The sequence below is a fragment of the Shewanella sp. MR-4 genome (genome assembly GCF_000014685.1).
Taxonomy (GTDB): domain Bacteria; phylum Pseudomonadota; class Gammaproteobacteria; order Enterobacterales; family Shewanellaceae; genus Shewanella.
The window spans coordinates 2,621,451-2,644,142 of sequence record NC_008321.1 but is presented as its reverse complement, the minus strand read 5'-3'; the positions used below and the strand labels follow the sequence as shown (position 1 = coordinate 2,644,142).

The window sequence follows — 22,692 nt, the reverse complement described above, 5'->3', positions numbered from 1 at the left end:
GATAAAACCTAATGGCTAATCAAAGCGTTAATAGCTTGAATCTAGGCTATTTCTATCATTATTGCTGCTAACTTTTTCTCAAACTGCTTGTTTTATGCAATCCATTATAAGTAATTGGAATTGTTGTCACATTCTAAGGGAGCCGTTCGCGCCTCGGTGATATCACATCTCCGCATGTTCGCTGGCGATAACGGCTTTAATGCTGTGCGGGTGAATTTTGATACAGACATCGGCTTGTTTAAAGGCAATGGTGGGGTTGGCTAAACGTTCTTTATCACCCTTGGGCGAGCTGAATTTCACTTTTATCGGCGCTTCGGTTAAGGATGCCGCTTGCCCTTGGAGTAAGGGCACAAGTGATGGACTCAACTGAGCCAGCTCTTGGCTTAGGCCGTCGCAGTCCTGTGCCGTCGATGGCAGTACCAGTTCGATATGTTCCCAGCCTTCTTGGGGGTAGAGGGTATCACCGGGATAGGGTAGCTCGACGCAGTCAATGCTAAAGCTACCTAATATTAGGGGCTTATCCAGTTCGATGATAAGGATCGTGCGGCCATTAATTTGATTATCCGAGATGATCCGCCCGCGTGCGCTAAAGGCCTGCTTGAGTGCATCGGCTGCTGCGATGCTGTTCACTCTCAGGGCGACATGATCACAATGCAGCGCCTTGTCCGCTAAGCCTAATCTGCCAAGAAACGTGAGGATCTTCGCCTCAAACTCTGGCCATGTCTGTTCTAAGGTGGCGTAGCTGAATACCGCAGCCTCTGTAGTGATTGTTGACATAAAACATCCTTAAAGCGGGGAATACAAATAAAAACGCCCATTTGACTGGGCGTTGAGTCGCATAGGCTAATCAAGCTTAGCGCTTAGCGCTTAGCGCTTAGGGCCAAATCTCGATGGGCGTGCCTTCATCGACGGCTTTCCACACTTCATCCATCTCGGCGTTGGTAATGGCGATACAACCGTCGGTCCAGTTGTATTGCTGTGCCTGCTCGGGCGAGAGAGGTGAACGAGGGTTCTGGCCGTGGATCATGATCATGCCGCCCGGGCGGATCCCCAGTGCCTTGGCTCTTAACTTATCTTCTTCATTTGGATAAGAAATATGGATCGACTTGTAATAGGCGCTATCGGATTTTTTATAGTCCAGAATATAACGGCCCTGCGGCGTACGTTGGTCGCCTTCAGTTAACTTGTGGCCCGTCGGCAAGTCACCCATGGCAATACGGTATTGCTTGAGGATTTTGCCGTCCCTTAACAGCGCCATATTGGACTCAGACTTAGTGATCACCACTAAATCGACTTTACCTATACCCGATGAGGCGAGCACTTGGGGTGAAATCAGTGCGGCGACAGTCATGGCCACAGTAATTGTTTTAGTGAGTAGGGGTACGCGCATGTCTTCCTCTAAAAATGACGCAGATATAGGTTTTTCGCGCATCATACCGCAATTTTATGTCTATGTGAGTAGATAATTTTGAGCTAGTGGCAATTGCATGGCAGACTTTGGGGATTTGGAAAAGATAACGCTTTTTATCGCAAGGAAGTTTTCCCCTATGTCAGATCTGTCGCCTGAAAAACCAGACACCGAAAGCCCATTAAAACGCCAGCTACGCACTATTATTTTTGGCACTGATACGCCCGCAGGGCGCTATTTTGATATTGGCTTAATGGTCTGTATTGTGCTCAGTGTTGCGCTGGTGTTCCTCGATACGGTCGAAGCGGTTCACCAAGATTATGGGCACATCATTCGCGTTTTAGAGTGGGTGTTTACGCTGATTTTTACCATTGAATATGGTTTAAGGTTGTACTGCGCGACCCATCCTGTGTCGTATGCCCGCAGCTTTTACGGTTTAGTGGATTTATTGTCAGTATTGCCGAGTTATCTGGCGCTGTTTATTCCTGGGGCGAATTTCACCTTAGTGATCAGGGTGCTGCGCCTCTTTAGGATCTTTAGGGTACTGAAACTACTGCGCTATTTAAGCGAAGGTAATCTGCTGCTCAAGGCCATGTTGCAGTCGAGCCGCAAGGTGTTTTTGTTTTTCTTCTCGGTGAGTTTAATCATCATGGTGTTAAGCGCCGTGATGTATGTGGTCGAAGGCCCTGAGAATGGTTTTAGCTCTATCCCCAAATCCGTCTACTGGACAATTGTGACAATCACCACTGTAGGTTACGGCGATATCACGCCGAAAACCGAATTAGGTCAAGCGATTGCGGCTTTTACTATGTTGCTGGGTTATTCGATTATTGCGATCCCAACGGGGATTTTAACGGCGGAAATTTCCCAAGAAGTGGGCCGGCACAGGGATCTGCGTTCCTGCAATCAATGTCATAAGATGGGCCACGATCTCGATGCCACCTATTGTAATCGTTGCGGTTGTGAGCTGGATAAGCTCGAAGCGCCCCACGGGAAAGGGGATAAGTAATTGGAGAGTTTTGCATCCCTTAGTGTGTTAACGGCACTAAGGGATGAAGGGGTAGAAGGGATGAGAAAGGACTAACAGATTAGCTGGCGACGGCGTTCAGTGTGTCGTCTTTTACCTCGAGATTTTTATCCTGATTCAGCCCAAGGCTAGAGACTAAACGCAGCTGCATCCCTAAAGCCGCCATCTGTTTTTGTTCACGCTGCAAATCTTTCATAAATAAACTGATTTTACGTTTATGGCTGGGTAGCACTAGCATGAGCCCATCTGGAACCACTTGGATTTTTTCAAGCACTAGGGCTTTGGCAATTCGGCCTAAATGCACTAACACCGCCAAGCGCAGCAGACAGGCGAGACGAATGAGGGTGAGTTTGTGGCCAGGTTCTAATTCGGCCAGTAGTAATTCATTGGGTTTCTTACGGTGGTTGGCAATCAGTCTGGCTAAATCCTGTTGCAGCGCCTCGCTAAAGCCGGGTAAGTCGCTGTTGCTAATGATATAAGCGCCGTGTTTATGCAATGCCTTTGAGTTAATGTGCAGCCCTATCTCATGCAAGGTGGCGGCGTAGGAGAGCAAACGTGCATGGGGCCTTAATCCCCATTCATCGGCGACCTGCTCAAACAGCGCCATGGCGGTGTCCCGCACTTTGGCCGCATGGGGCATATCCACATGGTAAAGCTGGGCGATGCTTTCAACTGTACGGTGGCGAATATCTTGATATTGGCCGATTTTCGCTAATTCGTAGAGTACGCCTTCGCGCAGGGCGCCCGGACTAAACTCCAATTGCTCAATGGGTAAGCGCCTAAAAAAGCTGATTAAAATGGCAAGGCCTGCGGGTACGAGCGGCGTGCGTTTATCATCGACATTAGCAAATTGCACTTGGCTGATGTGTCCGCACTTAATCAGTTTCAGCTTTAATTGTTTGAGACGGGCGAGGGTGACGATTTCATCGCCATGATCTTCCTGAATCGCTTCGCAAATGGCTTTGACTGTACCAGAGCTGCCAAGCACTAAGTCCCAGTCGCCACTGAAATATTCCTTCGACAGTGAGGCAAATTGTTTATCGGCGGCGCTTTGGGCTCCGCGAAATGAGGCCGGTGTGATTTGGCCATCGATAAAAAAACGCTCGTTAAAACTCACGCAGCCACAACGCAGGCTCGATAAATGGGTGGGAGTATTTTTTTGCCCGAGGACCACTTCGGTCGAGCCGCCACCAATGTCGATCACTATATTCCGTTTGCCAAGCACTTGGCTTTGGGCAATGCCGTTATAGATAAGGCGCGCTTCCTCGTGGCCAGAAATCACCTCCACCGGGTAGGGCATAATGCTGAGTGCCGCTTCAATAAACTGCTCACGGTTTTTGGCCACCCTTAGGGTGTGGGTAGCGACTAAACGCACTTGGGCTTGGTCGAGGTTGGAAAAACGCTGATTAAAGTCCCGCAGGCAATTGAGGCCGCGCTCGATAGCATCCACGCTGAGGATGTTCTGCGCATTGAGACCCGTCGCTAACTGAACTTGTTGTTTTTCTTTGTGCAATATTTGCAAGCTGCCGTCTTGCTCACGGGCGATAACCAGATGAAAACTGTTCGAGCCCATGTCGATAGCGACAAAGTGTCGCGGTTGTGAATGTGTGGCAACCAATCGGATTATCCTTAGGCAATCGAGACGATGATAAAGCCAGCGTTAGCTGGCTTTGGCCTGTAATTCGGGATTGTGGGCAAGTTCCGCCGCGTGCTCCGCTTCAAGCTTTGCGGCTTCGCGCTGGGCGCTAAATTCTTGCTGCAACCGCTTCTCATAATTAATCAGATATTGATAAATGGCAATTTGAGAACGCACTTTACGTTTATTACCGCGGTTACGATAAGGATTGCTCTGCTCCTTATTGATGATGCGCGCCTTAGTGTTGTCATTGAACTGTAACGATAAAATATCCATCACCATTTGTTTTAGACGCAGATCATAAATAGGCACACTCACTTCGACGCGGTTATCTATGTTGCGGCTCATCCAATCGGCCGAGCTGATAAATAATTTATTCTCACCACCGGCGTGGAATAGCATCACCCGTGAATGTTCTAAAAATCGGTCGACAATACTGTAGATCTCGATGTTGTCGCTGATCCCCGGAATTTGTGGAATAAGCGAGCACATACCGCGGATCAACAGTTTGATTTTGACTCCCGCAGCCGAGGCCTCGTAAAGTTTTTGGACTAAGGATTCATCGAGCAGGTTATTCAATTTTAAGGTGATCGCCGCCTTAATATGGCTCTGGGCATTGACGATTTCGTTATCGATCAAATGGGTTAGTTTTTGTCTCGCATCATAGGGCGACACAATCAAATGCTGGAAGTTATCGCGGCGGTAAGGATGTTCAATCAAGTCGAACACTTGCTCCACTTCGCGGGCGATTTCCTGATTGGCGGTAAATAGCGATAAGTCGGTATAGACCCGCGCCGTGCCTTCGTTAAAGTTGCCTGAGCCTACGTGGCAATAGAGTTTCATCTCGCCTTGCTCTTCGCGGCCAATCAAACACAACTTAGAGTGCACTTTTAAGCTGGTGATCCCATGGTGGACCTTCACACCCGCCTCGGCGAGCACCCGTGTCCACTCAATATTAGATTGTTCGTCAAAGCGCGCCCGCAACTCAATCACGGCGGTGACTTGTTTACCATTTTTAACCGCATCGATAAGTGATTGCATCACATGGGATTTTTTCGCAACACGGTAAAGGTTGATCCGAATAAAACGCACAGCAGGATCGTAGGCTGCCTGACGCACCATTTCGGTAAAGTGGGAGAACTTATGGTACGGGTAGTTGACCATAATATCGCCCATCTTGATCGCATCGAAACTGTTGGCGCTGCGGCCAAAGCCCGAGCTATTGAGGGCGGGCAATTTTTCGTTTTCGAGGTAATCACGGCTAGGGTTAGGGAAGCCGATAAAGTCCTTAAAGCTGTGGTAACGCCCGCCGGGGATCAAACACTCAGTCGAGCTAATGTTTAAATTTTCTTTTAGCATTTCGAGCATGTGCTCGGGCATTTCTTTGTCGTACACCAAACGCACGGGTTCGGCGGTCAGGCGTTTTTTCAAACCCTTGGTCATTTTCTCGAGCTGGGTTTGTTCAAGTTCGTCGGTAATATCGAACTCGGCGTCGCGGGTCAGCTTCATCGAATAGACTTCAATGGCCTCGTACTCGAAGAAGGGACCAAATAGGTCGTCCACACAGTGGCGAATAATGTTATCCAGCAGGATCAAGTATTTTTTCGCCTTCGATTTTTCGGCGGGTAACTCGATGAAACGCGGCACATTTTTAGTGGGCACTTCCACGAGGGCATATTGTCTGCGGGATTTAGTGAATAAACACACGCACAGATAGGTGGCGTCGTCGTTGATATGCTTCACTAGGTCGCGATTGTTGTTGACGATAAGCGGCGCGATATGGCGTTTAAAGTGATCGCGAAAATGTTTTTTAAGCCAGTTACTGTGGAACTCGCTTAATTGTTTTTCGTTGATTAACAAAATATTACGGCGGACTAACTCACGCATCAGCTCGACGTAAATGCTGTCGAAACGTTCCTGCAATGCCATGACTTTGGTCTGAATTTTGGCCATTAGATGGCGGCTATTGCTGCGACCTTCCTGCAGCGCAGAGAGCAGAATTGAGCGTCTGACCGCGGCCACCCGCACCCGGAAGAACTCATCCATATTATTGGAGAATATGCCTAAAAAGCGCACCCGCTCCACGATAGGCACATTGGGATCACAGGCCTCCTGCAGCACCCGCTCGTTGAATGACAACCAAGAGATTTCTTTATCGATCGACAGTTTATCGGTATTCGGGGACACTGCACAGCTCCTTTAAGCAAGCGTCATAGCGCAATATACAATAGCATTCATCCATCGGAGTGCAATCAGATTTGCTACTGAAAAATGAAGGGATTTACAGACCATTTCCCCTTCAGGCGAAAGTGATATGCGCTCAAAGATACGAGCTGAATATGTCAGATTGATGACAAGTGTGACAGAAATGTGACTTTAAAATGAACTTGCATTTAGCCGCAAATTTACAAGGTAAAGCAGGGGAACTGTGCGGGGCTTCCTTTGGGATTGGGGCAAACTGTGTTACCTTGCTCGGCTTTTTGATTGTGGTTTGACTGTAGGGGTAAGCGGATGTTTGTCGGATTTGATTATGGCAGTGCCAACTGTGCCGTTGGGATCATGCAGGGAGATGAAGTTTCACTGTTACCCTTATCGAGCGATTCAGCCTATTTACCTTCCACTGTGTATGCAATGGATAGAGAGCTTATTGCCGAGGCCGTTTACCGCGGCTTGCCGCAGGCGTTGAAAGCGGATTATGCCAAGAAGCGCGCCGCGCAATTGAGCCGCGCCCGTATGGTGCGCCATGAATTAGATCTCGATGCCGAAACCCAAGCGGTGTTTGTAGGTGAGCAGGCCGTGGCCGCTTATCTTGAAATGCCGGAAGAAGGTTTTTATGTCCGTTCGCCAAAATCCTTTTTAGGGGCTACGGGCTTGAGACCCGAGCAAGTTGCCCTGTTTGAAGACATAGTCACCTTAATGATGCAGCACATTAAAGTGCGTGCCGAAGCCGTACTCGCTGAAAAGGGCGTTGAATCAGAGGGAGAGACAAGCATTACCCATGCGGTGATTGGCCGCCCTGTGAACTTTCAAGGCATTGGTGGTGAAGAGAGCAACCGCCAAGCCGAGGCCATTTTAACCTTAGCCGCGAAACGGGCGGGGTTTGTCGATGTAGCATTTCTGTTCGAACCACTGGCCGCGGGGATGGACTATGAGGCGAGTCTCAGTGCCGACCAAACCGTGCTGGTGGTCGACGTGGGTGGCGGTACGACCGACTGCTCTGTGGTTAAAATGGGGCCAAAGCATCAGGCAAGTTTTGACCGCAGTGCCGATTGCCTCGGCCACAGCGGCCAGCGGATTGGCGGGAATGATTTGGATATTGCGCTGGCGATGAATGCCTTTATGCCGCACTTTGGTTTAGGCTCGCTAATGAGCAACGGTAAGCCAATGCCGAGCAATCCCTTTTGGAATGCGGTCGCCGTCAACGATATCAGTGCGCAGCGTGAGTTTGCCACCCTAAGCACTCGCAAGCTGATCGATGAACTCATTAAAGAGGCCGAGCAGCCACAGCTGTTAAAAAGATTGCTCAAAGTGCAGCAACAACAGTTAAGCTACCAAATTGTACGACTCGCCGAGCGCGCCAAAATTGCCCTGTCGGAGGCACAAACGACGCAGAGTGCGCTGGACTTTATTGAAGCGTCACTTCAGGCAGAAGTGAGCCGCACGGGGTTTGAAACGGCGATTGAGCCTTCGCTCACCAAGGTTGAGGCGTTGATGCACCAAGCGCTGACTCAGGCGGCAAAGAGTCTTGCGGGCAATGGTTTAGCGCCAGAGGAGCTGTCCGTGGATGCCGATAGTCTAGAGTGCAAACCCGATGTGATTTATGTGACGGGCGGCACCGCGCGCAGCCCCGCGATTTACGCTAAAATCACTAGCCTTTATCCCGAAACCCCAGTGGTCGTCGGTGACCACTTTGGTTCGGTGACGGCGGGATTAACGCGCTGGGCACAAAAGTGTTTTGCTCAATAGGGAAGGATGATGAATAAGGATAAACAGATGAAAAGAGTCAATAAGGCTTTAATGTCTTTGCTTGCAGTGACGCTGGCGGGGACTCTGCTCACGGGCTGCGGCGATGACGTAGGTAAAGTAAGCCTTGGGTTATTTACCACTAAAGATGTGATAATCGATGCCAAGCAGGATCCAAAAATCCCAGGAGTGACTTGCCATATTAGCCGTATCGAAGCGAACCTCGATTTTGCCGATCCTTCGGATATGGGCATTAGTTGTCGTCAAACGGGGCCGATTTCCGCCGCCGATATCGCCAACATCGATAAGAGCAAACACGGTGAAGTGGTCTTTACCGAATCCTTAAGTATCTTATTTAAGAGCTTAAAAGTGCGCCGAATTTACGATGCGCCTAATCAAACCCTACTGTATTTGTCCTATTCGACCAAAGAGACCAATGGCAGCCACAAACATGCCTTATCGACCGTGCCTTTGTACGGTTCTCAGGCGTGGATTGACCCCGCCATAAGCGCGGCGCAGCCCAAATAGCAAAGGTGAATTGAAGGTTCACTCGCGACGAACGTAGAACAAAATGAAGGCTTGGCAAAATGAAGGCGAGTAAGCTCCCGCCTTCGTTGTTTTCACATAATTTGTGTAAGCTTTATTTGGCCTTGGCGGCGAGTACGGCATTAAAGCGATCGAAGCCTGCGCTGAGATCGGCAATTAAATCATCGGGATCTTCGAGGCCAATATGCACACGGATCAATGGCTTGCTTGCATCCCACTGAGTGGCACTGCGGATTTTTTCAATCCCGAAAATCCCTAGGATCAGACTCTCATAACCTCCCCAAGAAAAGCCCATTTTAAAATGCTGCATATTTTCAACGAGCGCGGTCACTGCCTCCTGATCCCCTTGCTTTAACACGAAGGAGAACAGACCATTGGCGGCGCTAAAGTCGCGTTTAAAGAACTCATGTCCTGGGCAGGTATCAAAGGCGGGGTGACGTAAATGGTCAACCTCGGGGCGAGTTTTCAACCAGTTAGCCACTTTAAGGGCATTTTTCTCATGCTGCGCCATGCGCACGCCAAGGGTGCGTAATCCGCGCGTAGCGAGATACACATCATCGGGAGAAGTCGTTTGCCCCAATAAATAACTGCGTTCACGCAGCTGCGGCCAGTGCTTTTCGTTGGCAGTCGCGGTGCCAATCATCACATCAGAGTGACCGACGATATATTTGGTCGCGGCTTGAATCGACACATCGACACCCATCTCAAAGGGCTTGCTATTGATTGGTGAGGCCCAAGTGTTGTCGAGAATGGTCACCATTCCATGTTCATGGGCGATACGGCATAGGGTCGGGACGTCCTGCACTTCCATGGTGATGGAGCCGGGAGACTCTAAAAACAGCACCTTAGTATTGGGGCGAATAAGCGCGCGAATACCTTCACCAATCAGGGGATCGTAATAGGTGGTCTCAATATTAAAGCCCGCCAGAATATGGCTACAGAGATCGCGGGTTGGCTCGTACACACTGTCGACCATCAGCAGGTGATCGCCCGCCTGTAAAAACGATAACAAAGCCGCGCTAATCGCCGCTGCACCTGAGGGATACAGCGCCGTACCTACGCCACCTTCGAGCTCACTGATCGCTGCCTGAAACGCAAAATGGGTTGGGGTACCACGGCGGCCATAGAACATTTCGCCATTGGTTTTGTTTTTGGCGGCGTGACGCATGTCTTCCATTGTGTCGAAGACGATAGTCGATGCGCGAAATACGGGCGGGTTAATCACGCCCTTGGTCCATTTTTTATCTCGACCGACGCTGACGATTTGGGTGGCTAGCTGATGTTTATCTGTCATAGGGCTTACCTTGGCGAGTCAGTTTTTATGTTGTTATCCATTGTGATGGCCGTCATCTTAGCATCTGCCCGTGAAAATGGCAGGAGGCAAACAGATGAGTTTGCCTCAAGTTGCAGAGCGTTGATTAGCTCAGCGGTAGGGTGACCAGAATATCGACCCCATCGTTTTCGCTGCGGTTGCGGGCCAAAATTATCCCCTGATGGAACTCGGTCACGAGCCGTGCAATATACAAACCTAAGCCTAGGTGAGGTTTGTCTTGGGCTTGATTGATCCGCACCGAAACCATGGAGTCGAAGATCTGCTCCGACATATCCACTGGCAACTGTGGTCCTAAGTTACTGATAAGCAAAGTGGCTTGTTTGCCAACTTGGGTGAGGGTGACTTCGATCGCACTGCCTTGATGACAAAACTCGATGGCGTTGGCGATAAGCTTGTCCATCAATTGGGCTATGTATTCGGGCACGCCCTGCATCATCAAAGGTTGCTCGGGCACTTTGACGCTAAATTGCTGCTCAGGGTAGGTCATTTGATAGCCCTGCATACAACCGCTCACCACTTGGGATAGCGGGAACTTAGCCACATCGGCCTGAGTAAGGCTCTGCTCAAGGCGCGTTGCCTCACTCATGTTGTTTAAAATCATGCTTAATCGGCTCACCCCTTCTTGGGCACGGTCGACGTACTTTTGCGTGTCTTTATCTAAGGTTTGCAGATTTAAATGCTCTAAAGAGGAGCGCACCACGGCCACTGGTGTACGTAGCTCGTGGGACAGGCGCGACGACATATTCTCTAAATAATGGGTGTATTGACCCAAACGGCCGACAATGCTGGCAAAACTGCGGGATAAGTCGCCAATCTCGTCCCGCGCCTTGGAGGGTTTTAAATGGTTCCGCACGCGGCCTTGGCTGTCGATGGCATTCTCGGCTTCATCGCGCAGTTTGCGGATACGATTGGAAATACTCGAGGCGAAGAAAAACAATGCTAAGGTGCCCATGCTCATAATGGTCAAGATCACGTTAAACAGTTTTTCCAGCGCACGGTTACGCAGGGTGCGAATACCGTGGGTGGTTTCTTCGGCCACCACGGCGCCCATCACATTGTTATCAATCCAAATGGGGCTGGCGGCCGCCAGCACCACTGCTTTATTGTCTGGCGTCAGTCGCCAGGTCGAGCTTTGTTGTCCCGCGAGCGCTTTTTGAATATGGCTGCCGTCGAGTTCGGTCGAGTCTTGCAGGGAATCGATAAAATCCTTCGGCGGTTTGGTGAGGATTTTATAGTAGAGTGGGTGCAGGTAGTCGCGCTGAAAACGCTGCCACATTGAGTTGCTGTTTTCATCATCGAGGGTGCGCGTCCATACACTGTTGCTGTCACGGATATCGCCGGACTTCGCGAGTACACGCCCGTGTTTATCGACCACCCAAATTCGTGAGCTGTAGTGGCTCATGCCTTTGATAATATTTTCAATTTCGGGTGATGGCACTAGGACTGTGCCGAGTTTATCTACGGTATCTAAGGCTGAGGTGCCGACAACCGCGGTCACATCGCGGTATTTGCTGTCGTTGACATCGGAAATCGCAAATCCCAGTTTGCTGCCCACCATATCCAAGGGGATACGCAGCTCGATATTGTAGCCCACATCCGTGGTGGCCCATTGTCCTTGAATCCGGACTTCGGGTGTTACGGGCACTGTTTGCTTAGGGTTGGCGGGCAGCTCGAAGGCACTGATCCAGCCGGGCTGGGTCGTGGCCACGATATAGCGTTTAAATTTATTGTCGGGGGCAAGGGTCGCAATCGACAGGTGATCGTTTCTATCAACGCTTAAGGCATTTTTGCCGCGAAACACTACATTGGGATCGACCACCTGAAAAAAGGCATACAGATAACCATCGTACTGACCCACCATATGGGTAAAACTCAAGGTGAGCGGCGTGCTGGGATCGGCGCGCATGATGAGATTCGCCTCACCGTACTGAATAAATCTGTGCTGATATTCCTGCCATTCATTGAGTTTGCCATCGAGCAGAATCGCGCCCGCTAAGGGATAAGCATAGAGATCGCGACTCTTTTCAACCTGCTTTAAAAAGCTAGCCTGACCGTCGAACAGCTTGGGGCGCTCGTGCAAGGCGGTCGCTAAGGCTTGAGTGGTACCCTCTAAGGTGCGTTCCTGACCGTGGCGCAGGTATTTTTCCATCTCCCACACATATTGGTACCCCAGCCAAGGTAGGCAGAGTAAAAACAGGCTAAGGCCAATAACTTTAGTGCGAAGACCGAAGGGAAAACGTGTCATAGAATGCTGGCTAATCTGCTACTTTGCATGGTTTAGGCTAGGCTGTCCCAGCGATAGCCCATGCCATAAACGGTATCAATACAATCAAATTCGGGCGCGGCGGCCATAAACTTCTTACGAATGCGCTTCACATGGGAGGTGATAGTGCTGTCATCGACAAAAATCTTCGCCTCCTGCATCAGCTCATGGCGGCTACGGACGTGCCCCGGGTGCTTAGCAAGGGCGTGCACCATCCAAAATTCGGTGACTGTGAGTTCAATCGGGATCTGGTTCCAAGAAACCTGCATCCGATTGGCGTCGATAGTAAGCGGTCCGCGCTCCAGTAAATTTTCCTGCGGCGTTTGGCTGGTGGCTAGCTCAGAGCGGCGAAACAACGCGGCTAAACGCGCCGTCAAATGGGGGAAGCTCACTTCTTTGCTCAGGTAATCATCGGCGCCTAAACGCAGGCCGCACACAGTATCAAAATCGCTATCCCGCGCGGTTAAGAAGATGATCGGCAAAGTGTTCGACATGGCGCGCAGGGACTGACACAGCATAAAACCGCCGTCAATCTCATTGCCAAGGCCGATATCGATAATGGCTAGATCCGGCAGACGGGTATTAAACGCCAACATGGCAGACGGCCTGTCGGCATAGGTTTGCACACTGTAACCGTGTTGCTGCAACACATCCTTGTAATTTTCGCGAATGGCCGCTTCATCTTCCACAATGGCGATACGTTTCATTAGCCATCTTCCTATTGACTGCTGGGACTAAGTGTCTGGGGATAAGTTTTCGTGACTATACAGGAATTTATTTCTGAGAAAAGCTCCCAAATGCAATTGCCATTTTGTTGCCACAATTGATAGTCGCATTGCCATTTTCCATCCCCGCTTATGCCATGGCGCTTGTGTTTAATAAGCTCATTCCGTTTTACCCGCCGCGCTAATGACTTAGGCGGGTAAGCGCAGCACAAATCAAAAGGAATGAGATGATGAAAAAGACGCTGATTAATATCTTGGTACTGAGTGTATTCGCCGCGCCCATCGCTAGCGTATCGGCAAGGGTTTCCTTGCAAAATCAACCTGTGCTCTCAGAGCCACAGACTGAGATGCTTGAGCAAGATGAGGATGATGGCGAAGCGCTTATCGGTCTTAGCGGCGGAGCGTTACTTGGCGCCCTAGTGGGTGGCCCCGTTGGCGCCATTATCGGTGGATTTACCGGCACCTTAATTGGCCAATCGGTCTCCGATACCGACACGGTTAAAACCCAGCAACAGCATATTGCCCTGCAGCGCCAACAACTGGCGAGCTTATCGTCCAAACAACAGGCCAGCGAGCAACGCGCCGCCGAATACGCCTCAACCCAAAAGCAACTCGATGAGCTGCTCGCCGAGCAACAACAACTGTTAAGTGAGTTGGCGCTGGGCATGAATGTGCAGTTCCGTACTGGTTCGTCGGAGCTTGAAAGCCATTTTTTGCCCCAATTAGACAATGTCGCCAAGGTGATGAAGCGCTCGAGCGAGTCCAATCTCGAGCTGAAAGGTTATGCCGACCGTCGCGGTGATCTGGCCTACAACCAAGCGCTCTCGGAGCAACGTTTGTTAGAAGTGCGGGGATACTTGATTAAGCAAGGCGTAGCCCCCGAGCGGATCACCACCCAAGCCTTCGGCGCCAGAATGCCGCTCAATGATCAGCAAGATAGTGAATCCGATGTGTTCGATCGCCGAGTCACTTTGACCATGCAGCCTAACCAAGGACTGATGGCGAGCCGTGTGACCGAATAATTCAACAATATCAATCGTATTCAATCAAGATCAGGAGCCTTTGTGATGATCACAGGGAAAAGGGTAAAAGAAGTTTGTCAAACACTGGCGATGCTAGTGATCGGCGCCTCCATTTGTTGGGGGCTACCATTTGCGGTGTTAGCCTCACCGAACAGTGTCGGCACCTTATCGGCGCCACAAAATATTGCCGCGACCTTCGATGAACACACAGCGAGCACATTGCCAGCTTTCAGTTTCGATGACGTCACCCAAGGGATGTTGGTGTATCAAACCGCCAGCGGCCGTTTAATGCCGTCCTTACCCGTGGACACGCAGGTGTCGATGCAGGTCTCGGGGTTAACCAATAGGGTGAGCGTAAAGCAGGTTTTCAGTAATCAAACGGGATTTGTCCTCAATGGCCGTTATCTGTTCCCTTTACCCAATGAGGCGGCGGTGGACTCACTGCGTTTGCACATTGGAGAGCGGATCATCGAAGGTCAAATTCACCCAAAGCAGCAAGCAAAACAGATTTTTGAGCAGGCCAAAGCCGAAGGGAAACGCGCCAGTCTAGTCAGCCAAGAACGGCCCAATATGTTCACGACCGAAGTAGCCAACCTTGCTCCCGATGAGGAGTTGGTGGTCGAAATCAGCTATCAAGAAACCATTCATTATGAAGATGGTCTCTTTAGCCTACGTTTTCCGCTGGTGGTGGCGCCGCGCTATATTCCTGGGTTAACGCTAGGCGGAAACAATCATGAGCGCGTGACCAGCAGCCAAGTCTTCGATGCTGACCGAATTATTGCCCCGATCCGCGATGCCAGTAGTGAGACGGATCCCGTGCTTAAGGCCGATATTAAGGTCAAGCTCGGTGAAGGCGTGGACAAATCCGCCGTAGTGAGTCCGTATCATCCCATTACGATTGATGAAAAACAGGGCCAACTGACGGCGGCCTTGGCTAATCGCGTGCCCGCTAATCGTGACTTTGTGCTGCAATGGCGTCTTAAGCAGGGCACCAGTCCCGTGGCTTGGGTATTCAACCAAGCGGGCAAAACCCATACGACGCAGGACGATAATGCGAGTGCAGATAGTGGTTCAACTGCCAGTGTCGATGGGAATAGCAATAGCAACAATAACTACAGCTTAGTGATGGTCCTGCCGCCCAAAGTCGAGGCCAGTGAACAACCGAACTTGCCCCGTGAGCTTATTTTAGTGATTGATACATCGGGGTCGATGGCAGGAGATTCCATCATTCAGGCAAAAAATGCCCTGCGTTATGCGCTGCGCGGTTTAAGGCCACAGGATAGTTTTAACATTATCGAATTTAACTCAGATGTGTCTTTACTGTCGTCAACACCGCTGCCCGCGACCGCGACTAATCTCGCCATGGCACGTCAGTTTGTGAATCGTTTGCAGGCCGATGGTGGCACCGAAATGGCGCAGGCTTTAAATTCCGCGCTGCCAAGACAAGCGTTTAACACAGCGTCGGGTGAGGATAAGTCGTTAAGACAAGTGATCTTTATGACCGATGGCTCAGTCGGTAATGAGTCGGCGTTGTTTGAGTTAATCCGCAATCAAATCGGCGACAACCGTCTTTTCACCGTCGGCATTGGCTCGGCGCCGAACTCGCATTTTATGCAGCGTGCGGCTGAACTTGGGCGCGGTACTTTTACTTACATTGGTGATGTGGATGAAGTGGAGCAAAAGATCAGCAAGTTACTAGCCAAAATCCAGTATCCGGTTCTGACCGATTTGCAGGTGCGCTTTGACGATGGCTCTGTACCTGATTACTGGCCCGCGCCTATACCCGATCTATATCGCGGTGAGCCGGTATTGATCAGCCTAAAGCGCCACCCACGTGAGCCTCAGGAACTGGTGATCTCCGGTCGTCAGGGCCATAAAAACTGGCAACAGTCGCTATCTTTGCAAGCCAATGACGCAAGCCATTCTGCAATTGATGTAGCGCAACCCACGGCGGGACTCGATTTGCTCTGGGCGCGCAAACAGATTGCGGCCTTAGAGCTGAGTAAAAACGGCGCTAACGATGACAAGGTCAAACAACAGGTCACGGCGCTGTCGCTCAACTATCACTTAGTCAGCCCTTATACCAGCTTGGTCGCGGTGGATTTAACCCCCATCACCAGCAATGCCATGAGCCGCGATGCTGTGGTGCGCCAGCATTTACCTTTGGGGTGGCAGCCAATGGGTGTTTTGCCACAAACATCGACCTCGAGCCGTTTCGACATGCTCTTAGGGGGCAGCGTGTTACTGCTTGCCTTGATGTTGGCGCTGTCGATTCGTCGCCAGCAGCGGCAGCAACGCGCGCTGTCATTAGCGCTGAATAGTTGAGTCATGTCCATGAGTATGCGCATGACTCAACAGATACAAATAGGGGTGCTGGTGGGATTGGTATTACTTGGCATTACGTTGTTTGGAAAAGGATTCTATATGCAAGCGAAAGCACACTTTGCCCAATATTTGATTGAACAAGCCTGGGCGAAAACCTTAATCGATGGTCAATCCCATAAACCTTGGTCCTGGGCCGATACCTATCCCGTGGCTAAGCTCTCCATCGAGCAGGCCAAAAGACCGAATCACTTCGATGGTCCGGCATCCAACGACAGCTTATATGTGCTGGCGGGCGCATCTGGTCGTAATTTGGCCTTTGGGCCTGCCTTAGTGCTATCGAGTGCGCCCGCTGGCGCGCAAGGCAACACAGTGATTGCTGGGCACAGGGATACGCATTTTGCGATGTTAAATGGTATCAGTGTTGGACGCCGCTTGGCGCTGCAAACCGCGACGGGTAAGGAAATTGTTTACCAAGTGGTGGCGACCGAAGTGGTGCACGAATCGCAAACTGAGTTGATGGCGCCAAGTGAGGATAATCGTTTAACGCTAATCACTTGTTACCCCTTTGATGCGCTGCAAGGCGGGGCCGAACTGCGTTTTGTGGTGCAGGCTATTCCTGTCCTGCCAGAGAATGCTGCCGCGCAATCCGTAGAAACGACGGTCAATACGACTGCGGCACAAAAAGTGGCTTAGTCATTCGGATTTGAGTAAGAGGGCAATTCGCAGTAATAAACAGCTCATCGACCGATAACCAACAAGTGTTCACAATCGACTGATAAACAAGGCAGAGCTGATGGCTCTGCCTTGTTGCTTGGATTAGTTGCTTATCGGCATGACTCGGTTGCGGCCTAGGCGTTTGGCCTCGTAAAGCAACTTATCTGTTTTTTCAATCAGTTGCATTACGGATTGCTTTTCTTGCCACTGGGCGACACCAAAGGAGGCGGTGATATGATCGATACGTTGATCCTTACGTCTATCCTTGAGGCTGAGTTTTTCAAGGCCGCGGCGCATGGCTTCAGCCAGTTGCCGCGCAATACGCAGTTGGCTCTTAGGCACCACAATCGCGAACTCTTCGCCACCGAAGCGGTATAACTTACAGCCATCACGACAGGCTTCCTGCAAGCGCTTTGCCACCGCTTTTAATACTTGATCGCCTAGCTGGTGGCCGTAATTATCATTAAAGGCCTTAAAGTGATCGATATCGACAAAGATAAGACAGGTGCCCTCGGGCGCCTGAGCCAACATGCCGGCGATATCGGCGTCGAAAGCGCGGCGGTTTAAACAGCCGGTCAGCGCGTCATACAGTACATCTTTTTCGGTTTTTTCGAGCTTTTGCTTCAGCGCATCAATCTCTGTCTGGGCTTTTTGTAATTGGGCAGTAAAAAACTCGGTACTTGAGCGAATATTCTCGGATTCTTTGACTAAATTGCGTACTAAATCGAGCACTTGCTCAACACTGAGCGCACCTTCTTCGATGCCATTGAGTTTGGCAAAGTTAGTGTTAATACAGCTTTGGAACTCAGTTGCATCCAGATTGGTATCCCGAATTGATTGCGATAATTCTGTGGCCATGGCCTCAAGGTTTAGCCGCATATCGCGTACATCCAGCTCAACTGGATCTGCGACATACTGGCGGAACAACAACTCGCTGCTCACGGGCGGGCAGGTGTTGTAGTGAGCAATCACAGTATCAAGCTGGGCATTGAGTGCTGGGTTTTGTTCCCCAACATAGGTATACCAGAGGGCATAATTGATTGGCGTGGTGGGAATTTGATGTTTGAGCATTAAGGGAACCGCTTTTTTAAGATTCAAGGCTGCGGTTTGTAATAAATCTCGTGACATGGATACATCCCAATAAAAATAACTCAATTAACCCGTTATACCACATCTGGGTAAACAGTTTTGCTCGTCAAATCCCGTTACAACTAAAGCCCTTAAGTTCGGCGAATTACCTGCCAAAATCTTGGGGGGATATGGTAGAGTTTATCGCTAAAACTAAATAATGATAATAACTTGGGAGAAAGTCTTGAAAAATTTCATCCTTGCCGGTGCCCTAGGTTCCTTACTGTCACTGCCAGCTATGGCCGCGTCTTCCTTCAGTGACAGCCTAGATTTAAATCAATATCGTACCGACGTCAAAACCTTAGCCAGTGATGCCTTCGGCGGTCGCGCGCCCTTATCCGAAGGCGAGCAGCTAACGATTGATTACCTTGAGAAAGCCTTTAAGGAGATGGGACTTAAGCCAGGATTTGGCGATAGCTATTTACAAGCTGTGCCGCTGGCGAAAATCACCGCTGATCAAAACATGCAACTCGATATCGGCGGACTCAAGTTTGCCAATGGTAGCGAGTTTACCGCCAGAACCCAGAGAATTAGCGACAAGGTCAACCTCAGTAATAGCGATGTAGTATTTGTCGGTTATGGCATTAATGCGCCTGAGTATGGTTGGAATGACTATCAGGGACTCGATGTCAAAGGCAAAACCGTGATTGTGCTAGTCAATGACCCAGGTTTTGCGACTCAAGATCCCAAGGTCTTTAAAGGCAATGCCATGACTTACTATGGTCGCTGGACTTACAAATACGAAGAGGCCGCTCGCCAAGGCGCCGAAGCCGTATTTATCGTCCACGAAACGGCGCCTGCCGCGTATGGCTGGGGAGTGGTGCAAAACTCCAATACAGGCACTAAGTTCACCTTGGTCGATGCCAATAATAACCTCGGACAGGTTGGCGTGATGGGCTGGGTACAACATGATGTCGCCAATAAGATTTTTGCTAAGGCTGGTGTGGACTTCGATACCTTAAAACAGCAAGCCGCCAAGCCAAACTTTAAGGCCATTCCATTAAAGTTAAAGGCGAATGTCAGCTTAAACAATCAAATTGAACGCGCCGAATCCCACAACGTGGCGGCACTATTACCTGGAAAAAGCCACCCTGATGAAGTGGTGATGATGCATGCCCATTGGGATCATTTAGGCACTGTGATTGAAGATGGCAAATCTGAGATCATTAATGGTGCCGTGGATAACGCCAGTGGTGTGGCGGGAGTACTGGCGCTTGCGCGTTACTTTGCTAAACAAGCACAAACCGCGCCGCTAGAGCGCTCGATTCTGTTTAGTGCCTTTACCGCCGAAGAAACTGGGCTTATAGGTGCCCAACACTTTGCTCAGCATCCGAGTGTACCGACCAAAAACATTGTCGCTTTTTTAAATATCGACGGCATGAATATGAACCAAGGTGTGGATTATATTCTGCGCTACGGTGAGGGCGTGTCTGAGTTAGAAACGTATTTGGACAAAGCTGCTAAGGCGCAGGGGCGAGTGGTTAAGGGCGATCCTAGACCACAAAATGGTTTGATGTTTAGATCGGATCACTTTGCCTTGGCCCAGCAAGGTGTGCCAGGTTTGTTATTTATGAGCCTTGGGGATACGGATCCTGACTATATTGCTCACAAATACCACAAGGGCGCCGATGATTATGATCCTAACTGGACCCTAGAAGGGGTGAAGCAGGATTTAGATCTGATGGCGAGCATGCTAACCACCTTAGCCAATGGCACCGATTGGCCCCATTGGTTAGAGGCGTCGGATTTTAAGACTAAGCGCGAGCAAGACGGTCGTAAAAAGTAATAGTGACAAATGTAAAAAGGACGCCAAGGCGTCCTTTTTTATGCTTATCAAAACCTTAGAATGTATAACTCACCGAAAGCATTGGGCCGATAAAACTGTAGTAAATGTTATAGTCGGCGATTTGGGTATCTTTATTCGGTGATTTTTGGGCGATATCCACATCGACCTTGTAGTAGTTATAGGCCACGCTCATGCGCCAATTTTCGGTAATATTGGCATCGATGCCGAGTTTGACATCCACAAGCTCACCTTTTACATCATTGAGTTTGATGTAGAAGTACTGGGCATGGGTTGCCAGTTTCCAGCCAGGGATAAACTCATAGTTGGCATATAAGCCAAAATCTGGCAGGGGGGCGGTGACATTTTCATCGACGATGCGAGGGATTGCTTGGCTGCCACAGACATTGTTGAGCAACTCAGAGGGATGACAGACGCCGATAACGCCTTCAAATCCCGTTTTGATAAACATAGTGTGCAAACCAAGGGAAAAGCCGACATCGTAATTGCTGCCTTGGAGAGCATCATAACCGTAACCGACACGTAATATATCAATATTTAAGGTGGAGCTGAGTTTGCCGCCCGCCTTAATATCGTAGATGGTATCGTTGATTTCGATTTGAAAGGGTTTACTTAAGGCTTGAGTTTCAGCGCTGCGGTGGAGTTGTTTCCAGTCGAGGTAAATATTATGCCGTTCGTTAAAGTGATAATTTAACTCAACAAAGGGTAAAAACTCGTTCTCGGCCAGTTGCAGATCGGATTCATAGTCTAAGGTGAAGTTATTCCCTGATATAGGGTTAGTCACTTCCATATTGGTATCAGACTGTGAATAAAATCCCCCTAGTTCAAGGCTTAATTCGCCCGCCAGCACAGGGCTGCTGCCGAGTAGGGCGATGACTAGGGGTGTTAGACGAGTAGAAATCAACGTTACTCCAGTATTCTTCTTATTATTTCCAGCGATAACATCAGACTTAAGTGCCATAAGCTATGGACATTTGGAGTGTAACAGCAAATTTCAAAATGTGAATGAAATGTTTTTAAAATTGCCGGTTTTTGTGATTTAAGACAAAAGTAGTACGGCTAATTGGCTTGGTTTGATGAGCTTGTGGGACGGATCACGGTAATTTGCATCTTGGTGAATTGCGTAGGAAATGCAGCCTAGGGCCCAAAAAATGCGACTCAGTGGAGACTGAGCCGCAGATACGATGTTAGCGATAAAGTGTCACTTGCAGCGCTAGTTAGCGGCCGGTTTGGTCTCTGGCGCGTTGACGTTTGCCGATGCGCTCACCTCGGGCTTTGTTGCTTGAGCTTGCTGTGACTCGCTGCTTTTTTCATCCTTATTAAACATGCCTAAACGGATGCGGATAAAGTGTAAAATCTGTGCGGCAATATCCACATTTAAGCAAGACTCTAAGCCTTCGAAACCAGGTGATGAGTTGGCTTCACAGATCTTGTAGTGGCCGTTATCGAATAACAAATCGATACCCGCCACATCTAAATCGAGAATATTGGCGGTTTGTGTCGCCAGCCATTCGATTTCAGGTGTGATCTCGAAGGGGCGCGCCGAACCACCCGCGCTGACATTGGCTTTAAAGCTATCTTCTTGTCCACGACGTTCGTAGCAGCCCGCCACACGTCCACCAATGGTAAATACCCGTAAGTCTCGGCCATGACTGTTGGCGATAAATTCCTGCAAAATAATGTTGGCGTTTTTATTAGTCGCTTCGATTAATTGCATTAAGTCATCAAATTCACGGGCCTTATGGGATAAAAATACGCCGCTTCCCTGTGAACCCGAGAGGGTTTTAATTACCACGGGAAAACCTAAGTGGCGTTCAACCAGTTCGATGTCGACGGGGAACTTTACCAGCATGGTTTTGGGCGTAGGTAAGTTCTTCTCGGCCAGTAATTGCTGGGAAAAGAGCTTATCTTTAACGATTTCAATGGCTTTAGAAGGGTTTAAGCAGTACACACCTAAACGCTCTAAATGGCGAATAATTGCCAACGCAAAATAGGTGGTGCCAGATCCCATTCTCGGAATGATAAAGTCTGGCAGCTCAACGGGTTGACCGTTTAACAAAATACTCTTGTTATCTTCTCGGGTCACGGTGAGATCAAACTCATCCGGAGCATATACTTCTAACTCAATATTGTCGGCCTTGGCTGCTGCCAATAGACGTTCAATTTCATACAATTCAGGTTTTAGCTGAGTCGCGGTCTCTTTATATAAAATCCACCCACGCATTTAATCGCAAACCTTCATTTTCATTCTTTATCCTCGGGTTCAGCTTCATCCTGAACATCATCTTCAATTTCGACATCCACATCGAATGCCGCTTCTGGCTCAACCTCAGGTTTAGTGGCAGGTAAATGAACAGTGCCAACTACAGCATAAAAGGGCTTACCCTGAGAGAGTTTGCGGTACTTTAACCAGATATGCTCTAACAAGCTACTGGGAGCGATGTTTCCTTTGATGACTTCGACAAATTGCGCCTCGTCTGCGGTGACAGGGAGCGACTTGCCTTCATCGAGGTTTTTCATGGCATGGCCATGTAATTCAAGCAGTTCGGCCTCTTTACTGGTGAAGTCGCCACTCCGCTTAAAACCTTTAGGGAAATTGGTATCGTCATAAAAACGTTTATGGGATATAAAGCTGGCAGCTGAGCCGTTCACCGTCTCAGAACCCTTGTTAGCGTTTGAAAAAGACTGTTCAGACATGGCTGTTACCTTCTAGTTTTTGATATACAAAGATTTGCAACTGGAGTATTGGCTAGTATTATTGATTTATAAATCAAAAAAATTTGCCAATGTTGGTCAAG

18 protein-coding genes are annotated in these 22,692 nt (G+C 49.5%); 7 read left to right on the top strand and 11 right to left on the bottom strand.

From position 1 onward, the window contains the following. Positions 1 to 162 precede the first annotated feature (162 nt). Positions 163 to 777, bottom strand: a complete 615-nt coding sequence (locus SHEWMR4_RS11635; RefSeq protein WP_011622974.1) for a VOC family protein — start codon at positions 775 to 777, stop codon at positions 163 to 165. A gap of 97 nt (positions 778 to 874) precedes the next feature. Continuing rightward, complete coding sequence (locus SHEWMR4_RS11630) at positions 875 to 1,390, bottom strand: L,D-transpeptidase family protein (protein WP_011622973.1); 516 nt, start codon at positions 1,388 to 1,390, stop codon at positions 875 to 877. Positions 1,391 to 1,547: 157 nt separating this feature from the next. Here SHEWMR4_RS11630 and SHEWMR4_RS11625 point away from each other — a divergent pair, with 157 nt between their 5' ends. Further along, positions 1,548 to 2,417, top strand: a complete 870-nt coding sequence (locus SHEWMR4_RS11625; RefSeq protein WP_011622972.1) for an ion transporter — start codon at positions 1,548 to 1,550, stop codon at positions 2,415 to 2,417. A 79-nt stretch (positions 2,418 to 2,496) separates the two neighbouring features. On the opposite strand, the gene ppx is transcribed toward SHEWMR4_RS11625, so the two are convergent. Both ppx and ppk1 read right to left on the bottom strand, forming a co-directional pair. Then, positions 2,497 to 4,053: an exopolyphosphatase gene (ppx, locus tag SHEWMR4_RS11620; protein ID WP_011622971.1), complete on the bottom strand. Its 1,557-nt coding sequence runs from the start codon at positions 4,051 to 4,053 to the stop codon at positions 2,497 to 2,499. A gap of 42 nt (positions 4,054 to 4,095) precedes the next feature. Continuing rightward, entirely contained in the window at positions 4,096 to 6,258 is a 2,163-nt protein-coding gene (gene ppk1 / locus SHEWMR4_RS11615) for a polyphosphate kinase 1 (protein WP_011622970.1), read from the bottom strand. Between the two features lie 324 nt (positions 6,259 to 6,582). Between ppk1 and yegD the strand changes: the two genes are divergently transcribed. Further along, positions 6,583 to 8,037, top strand: coding sequence for a molecular chaperone (gene yegD, locus SHEWMR4_RS11610; protein WP_011622969.1), 1,455 nt, complete (start codon positions 6,583 to 6,585; stop codon positions 8,035 to 8,037). Positions 8,038 to 8,064: 27 nt separating this feature from the next. Further along, positions 8,065 to 8,562 (top strand): CreA family protein, encoded by a 498-nt coding sequence (locus SHEWMR4_RS11605; protein ID WP_083757983.1) that lies wholly within the window; start codon positions 8,065 to 8,067, stop codon positions 8,560 to 8,562. A gap of 112 nt (positions 8,563 to 8,674) precedes the next feature. Here the strand turns inward: SHEWMR4_RS11605 and SHEWMR4_RS11600 are convergent, their stop codons facing one another. The 3 genes from SHEWMR4_RS11600 to pdsR all read right to left on the bottom strand — a co-directional run bounded on the left by SHEWMR4_RS11600 (position 8,675) and on the right by pdsR (position 12,883). Beyond that, positions 8,675 to 9,874, bottom strand: a complete 1,200-nt coding sequence (locus tag SHEWMR4_RS11600; protein ID WP_011622967.1) for a cystathionine beta-lyase — start codon at positions 9,872 to 9,874, stop codon at positions 8,675 to 8,677. Positions 9,875 to 9,998: 124 nt separating this feature from the next. Continuing rightward, positions 9,999 to 12,158 (bottom strand): proteobacterial dedicated sortase system histidine kinase, encoded by a 2,160-nt coding sequence (gene pdsS, locus SHEWMR4_RS11595; RefSeq protein WP_011622966.1) that lies wholly within the window; start codon positions 12,156 to 12,158, stop codon positions 9,999 to 10,001. A gap of 32 nt (positions 12,159 to 12,190) precedes the next feature. Further along, complete coding sequence (pdsR, locus tag SHEWMR4_RS11590; RefSeq protein ID WP_011622965.1) at positions 12,191 to 12,883, bottom strand: proteobacterial dedicated sortase system response regulator; 693 nt, start codon at positions 12,881 to 12,883, stop codon at positions 12,191 to 12,193. 245 nt (positions 12,884 to 13,128) lie between these two features. Here pdsR and pdsO point away from each other — a divergent pair, with 245 nt between their 5' ends. Genes pdsO through SHEWMR4_RS11575 form a run of 3 tightly spaced genes read left to right on the top strand, consistent with a single transcriptional unit; the run spans position 13,129 to position 16,941 of the window. Then, positions 13,129 to 13,923 carry a sortase-associated OmpA-like protein PdsO gene (gene pdsO, locus SHEWMR4_RS11585; RefSeq protein WP_011622964.1) on the top strand — a complete coding sequence of 265 codons (795 nt, stop codon included), beginning with the start codon at positions 13,129 to 13,131 and terminating at the stop codon, positions 13,921 to 13,923. 45 nt (positions 13,924 to 13,968) lie between these two features. Further along, a complete protein-coding gene (locus tag SHEWMR4_RS11580; RefSeq protein ID WP_011622963.1) occupies positions 13,969 to 16,248 on the top strand; it encodes a marine proteobacterial sortase target protein in 2,280 nt (759 codons plus the stop codon). 9 nt (positions 16,249 to 16,257) lie between these two features. Further along, on the top strand, positions 16,258 to 16,941 hold the full coding sequence (locus SHEWMR4_RS11575; RefSeq protein WP_041408785.1) for a class GN sortase: 684 nt from the start codon (positions 16,258 to 16,260) through the stop codon (positions 16,939 to 16,941). A gap of 123 nt (positions 16,942 to 17,064) precedes the next feature. On the opposite strand, the gene SHEWMR4_RS11570 is transcribed toward SHEWMR4_RS11575, so the two are convergent. Next, on the bottom strand, positions 17,065 to 18,090 hold the full coding sequence (locus SHEWMR4_RS11570; RefSeq protein WP_011622961.1) for a GGDEF domain-containing protein: 1,026 nt from the start codon (positions 18,088 to 18,090) through the stop codon (positions 17,065 to 17,067). A 160-nt stretch (positions 18,091 to 18,250) separates the two neighbouring features. On the opposite strand from SHEWMR4_RS11570, the gene SHEWMR4_RS11565 reads away from it, so the two are divergent. Next, on the top strand, positions 18,251 to 19,876 hold the full coding sequence (locus SHEWMR4_RS11565) for a M28 family metallopeptidase (RefSeq protein WP_011622960.1): 1,626 nt from the start codon (positions 18,251 to 18,253) through the stop codon (positions 19,874 to 19,876). Between the two features lie 55 nt (positions 19,877 to 19,931). Here the strand turns inward: SHEWMR4_RS11565 and SHEWMR4_RS11560 are convergent, their stop codons facing one another. The 3 genes from SHEWMR4_RS11560 to SHEWMR4_RS11550 all read right to left on the bottom strand — a co-directional run bounded on the left by SHEWMR4_RS11560 (position 19,932) and on the right by SHEWMR4_RS11550 (position 22,591). After that, positions 19,932 to 20,795, bottom strand: a complete 864-nt coding sequence (locus SHEWMR4_RS11560; protein WP_041409057.1) for a hypothetical protein — start codon at positions 20,793 to 20,795, stop codon at positions 19,932 to 19,934. Between the two features lie 312 nt (positions 20,796 to 21,107). Next, complete coding sequence (locus SHEWMR4_RS11555; RefSeq protein WP_011622958.1) at positions 21,108 to 22,118, bottom strand: ATP-grasp domain-containing protein; 1,011 nt, start codon at positions 22,116 to 22,118, stop codon at positions 21,108 to 21,110. 20 nt (positions 22,119 to 22,138) lie between these two features. Beyond that, a complete protein-coding gene (locus tag SHEWMR4_RS11550; protein WP_011622957.1) occupies positions 22,139 to 22,591 on the bottom strand; it encodes a DUF413 domain-containing protein in 453 nt (150 codons plus the stop codon). Between the last annotated feature and the right edge of the window lie 101 nt (positions 22,592 to 22,692).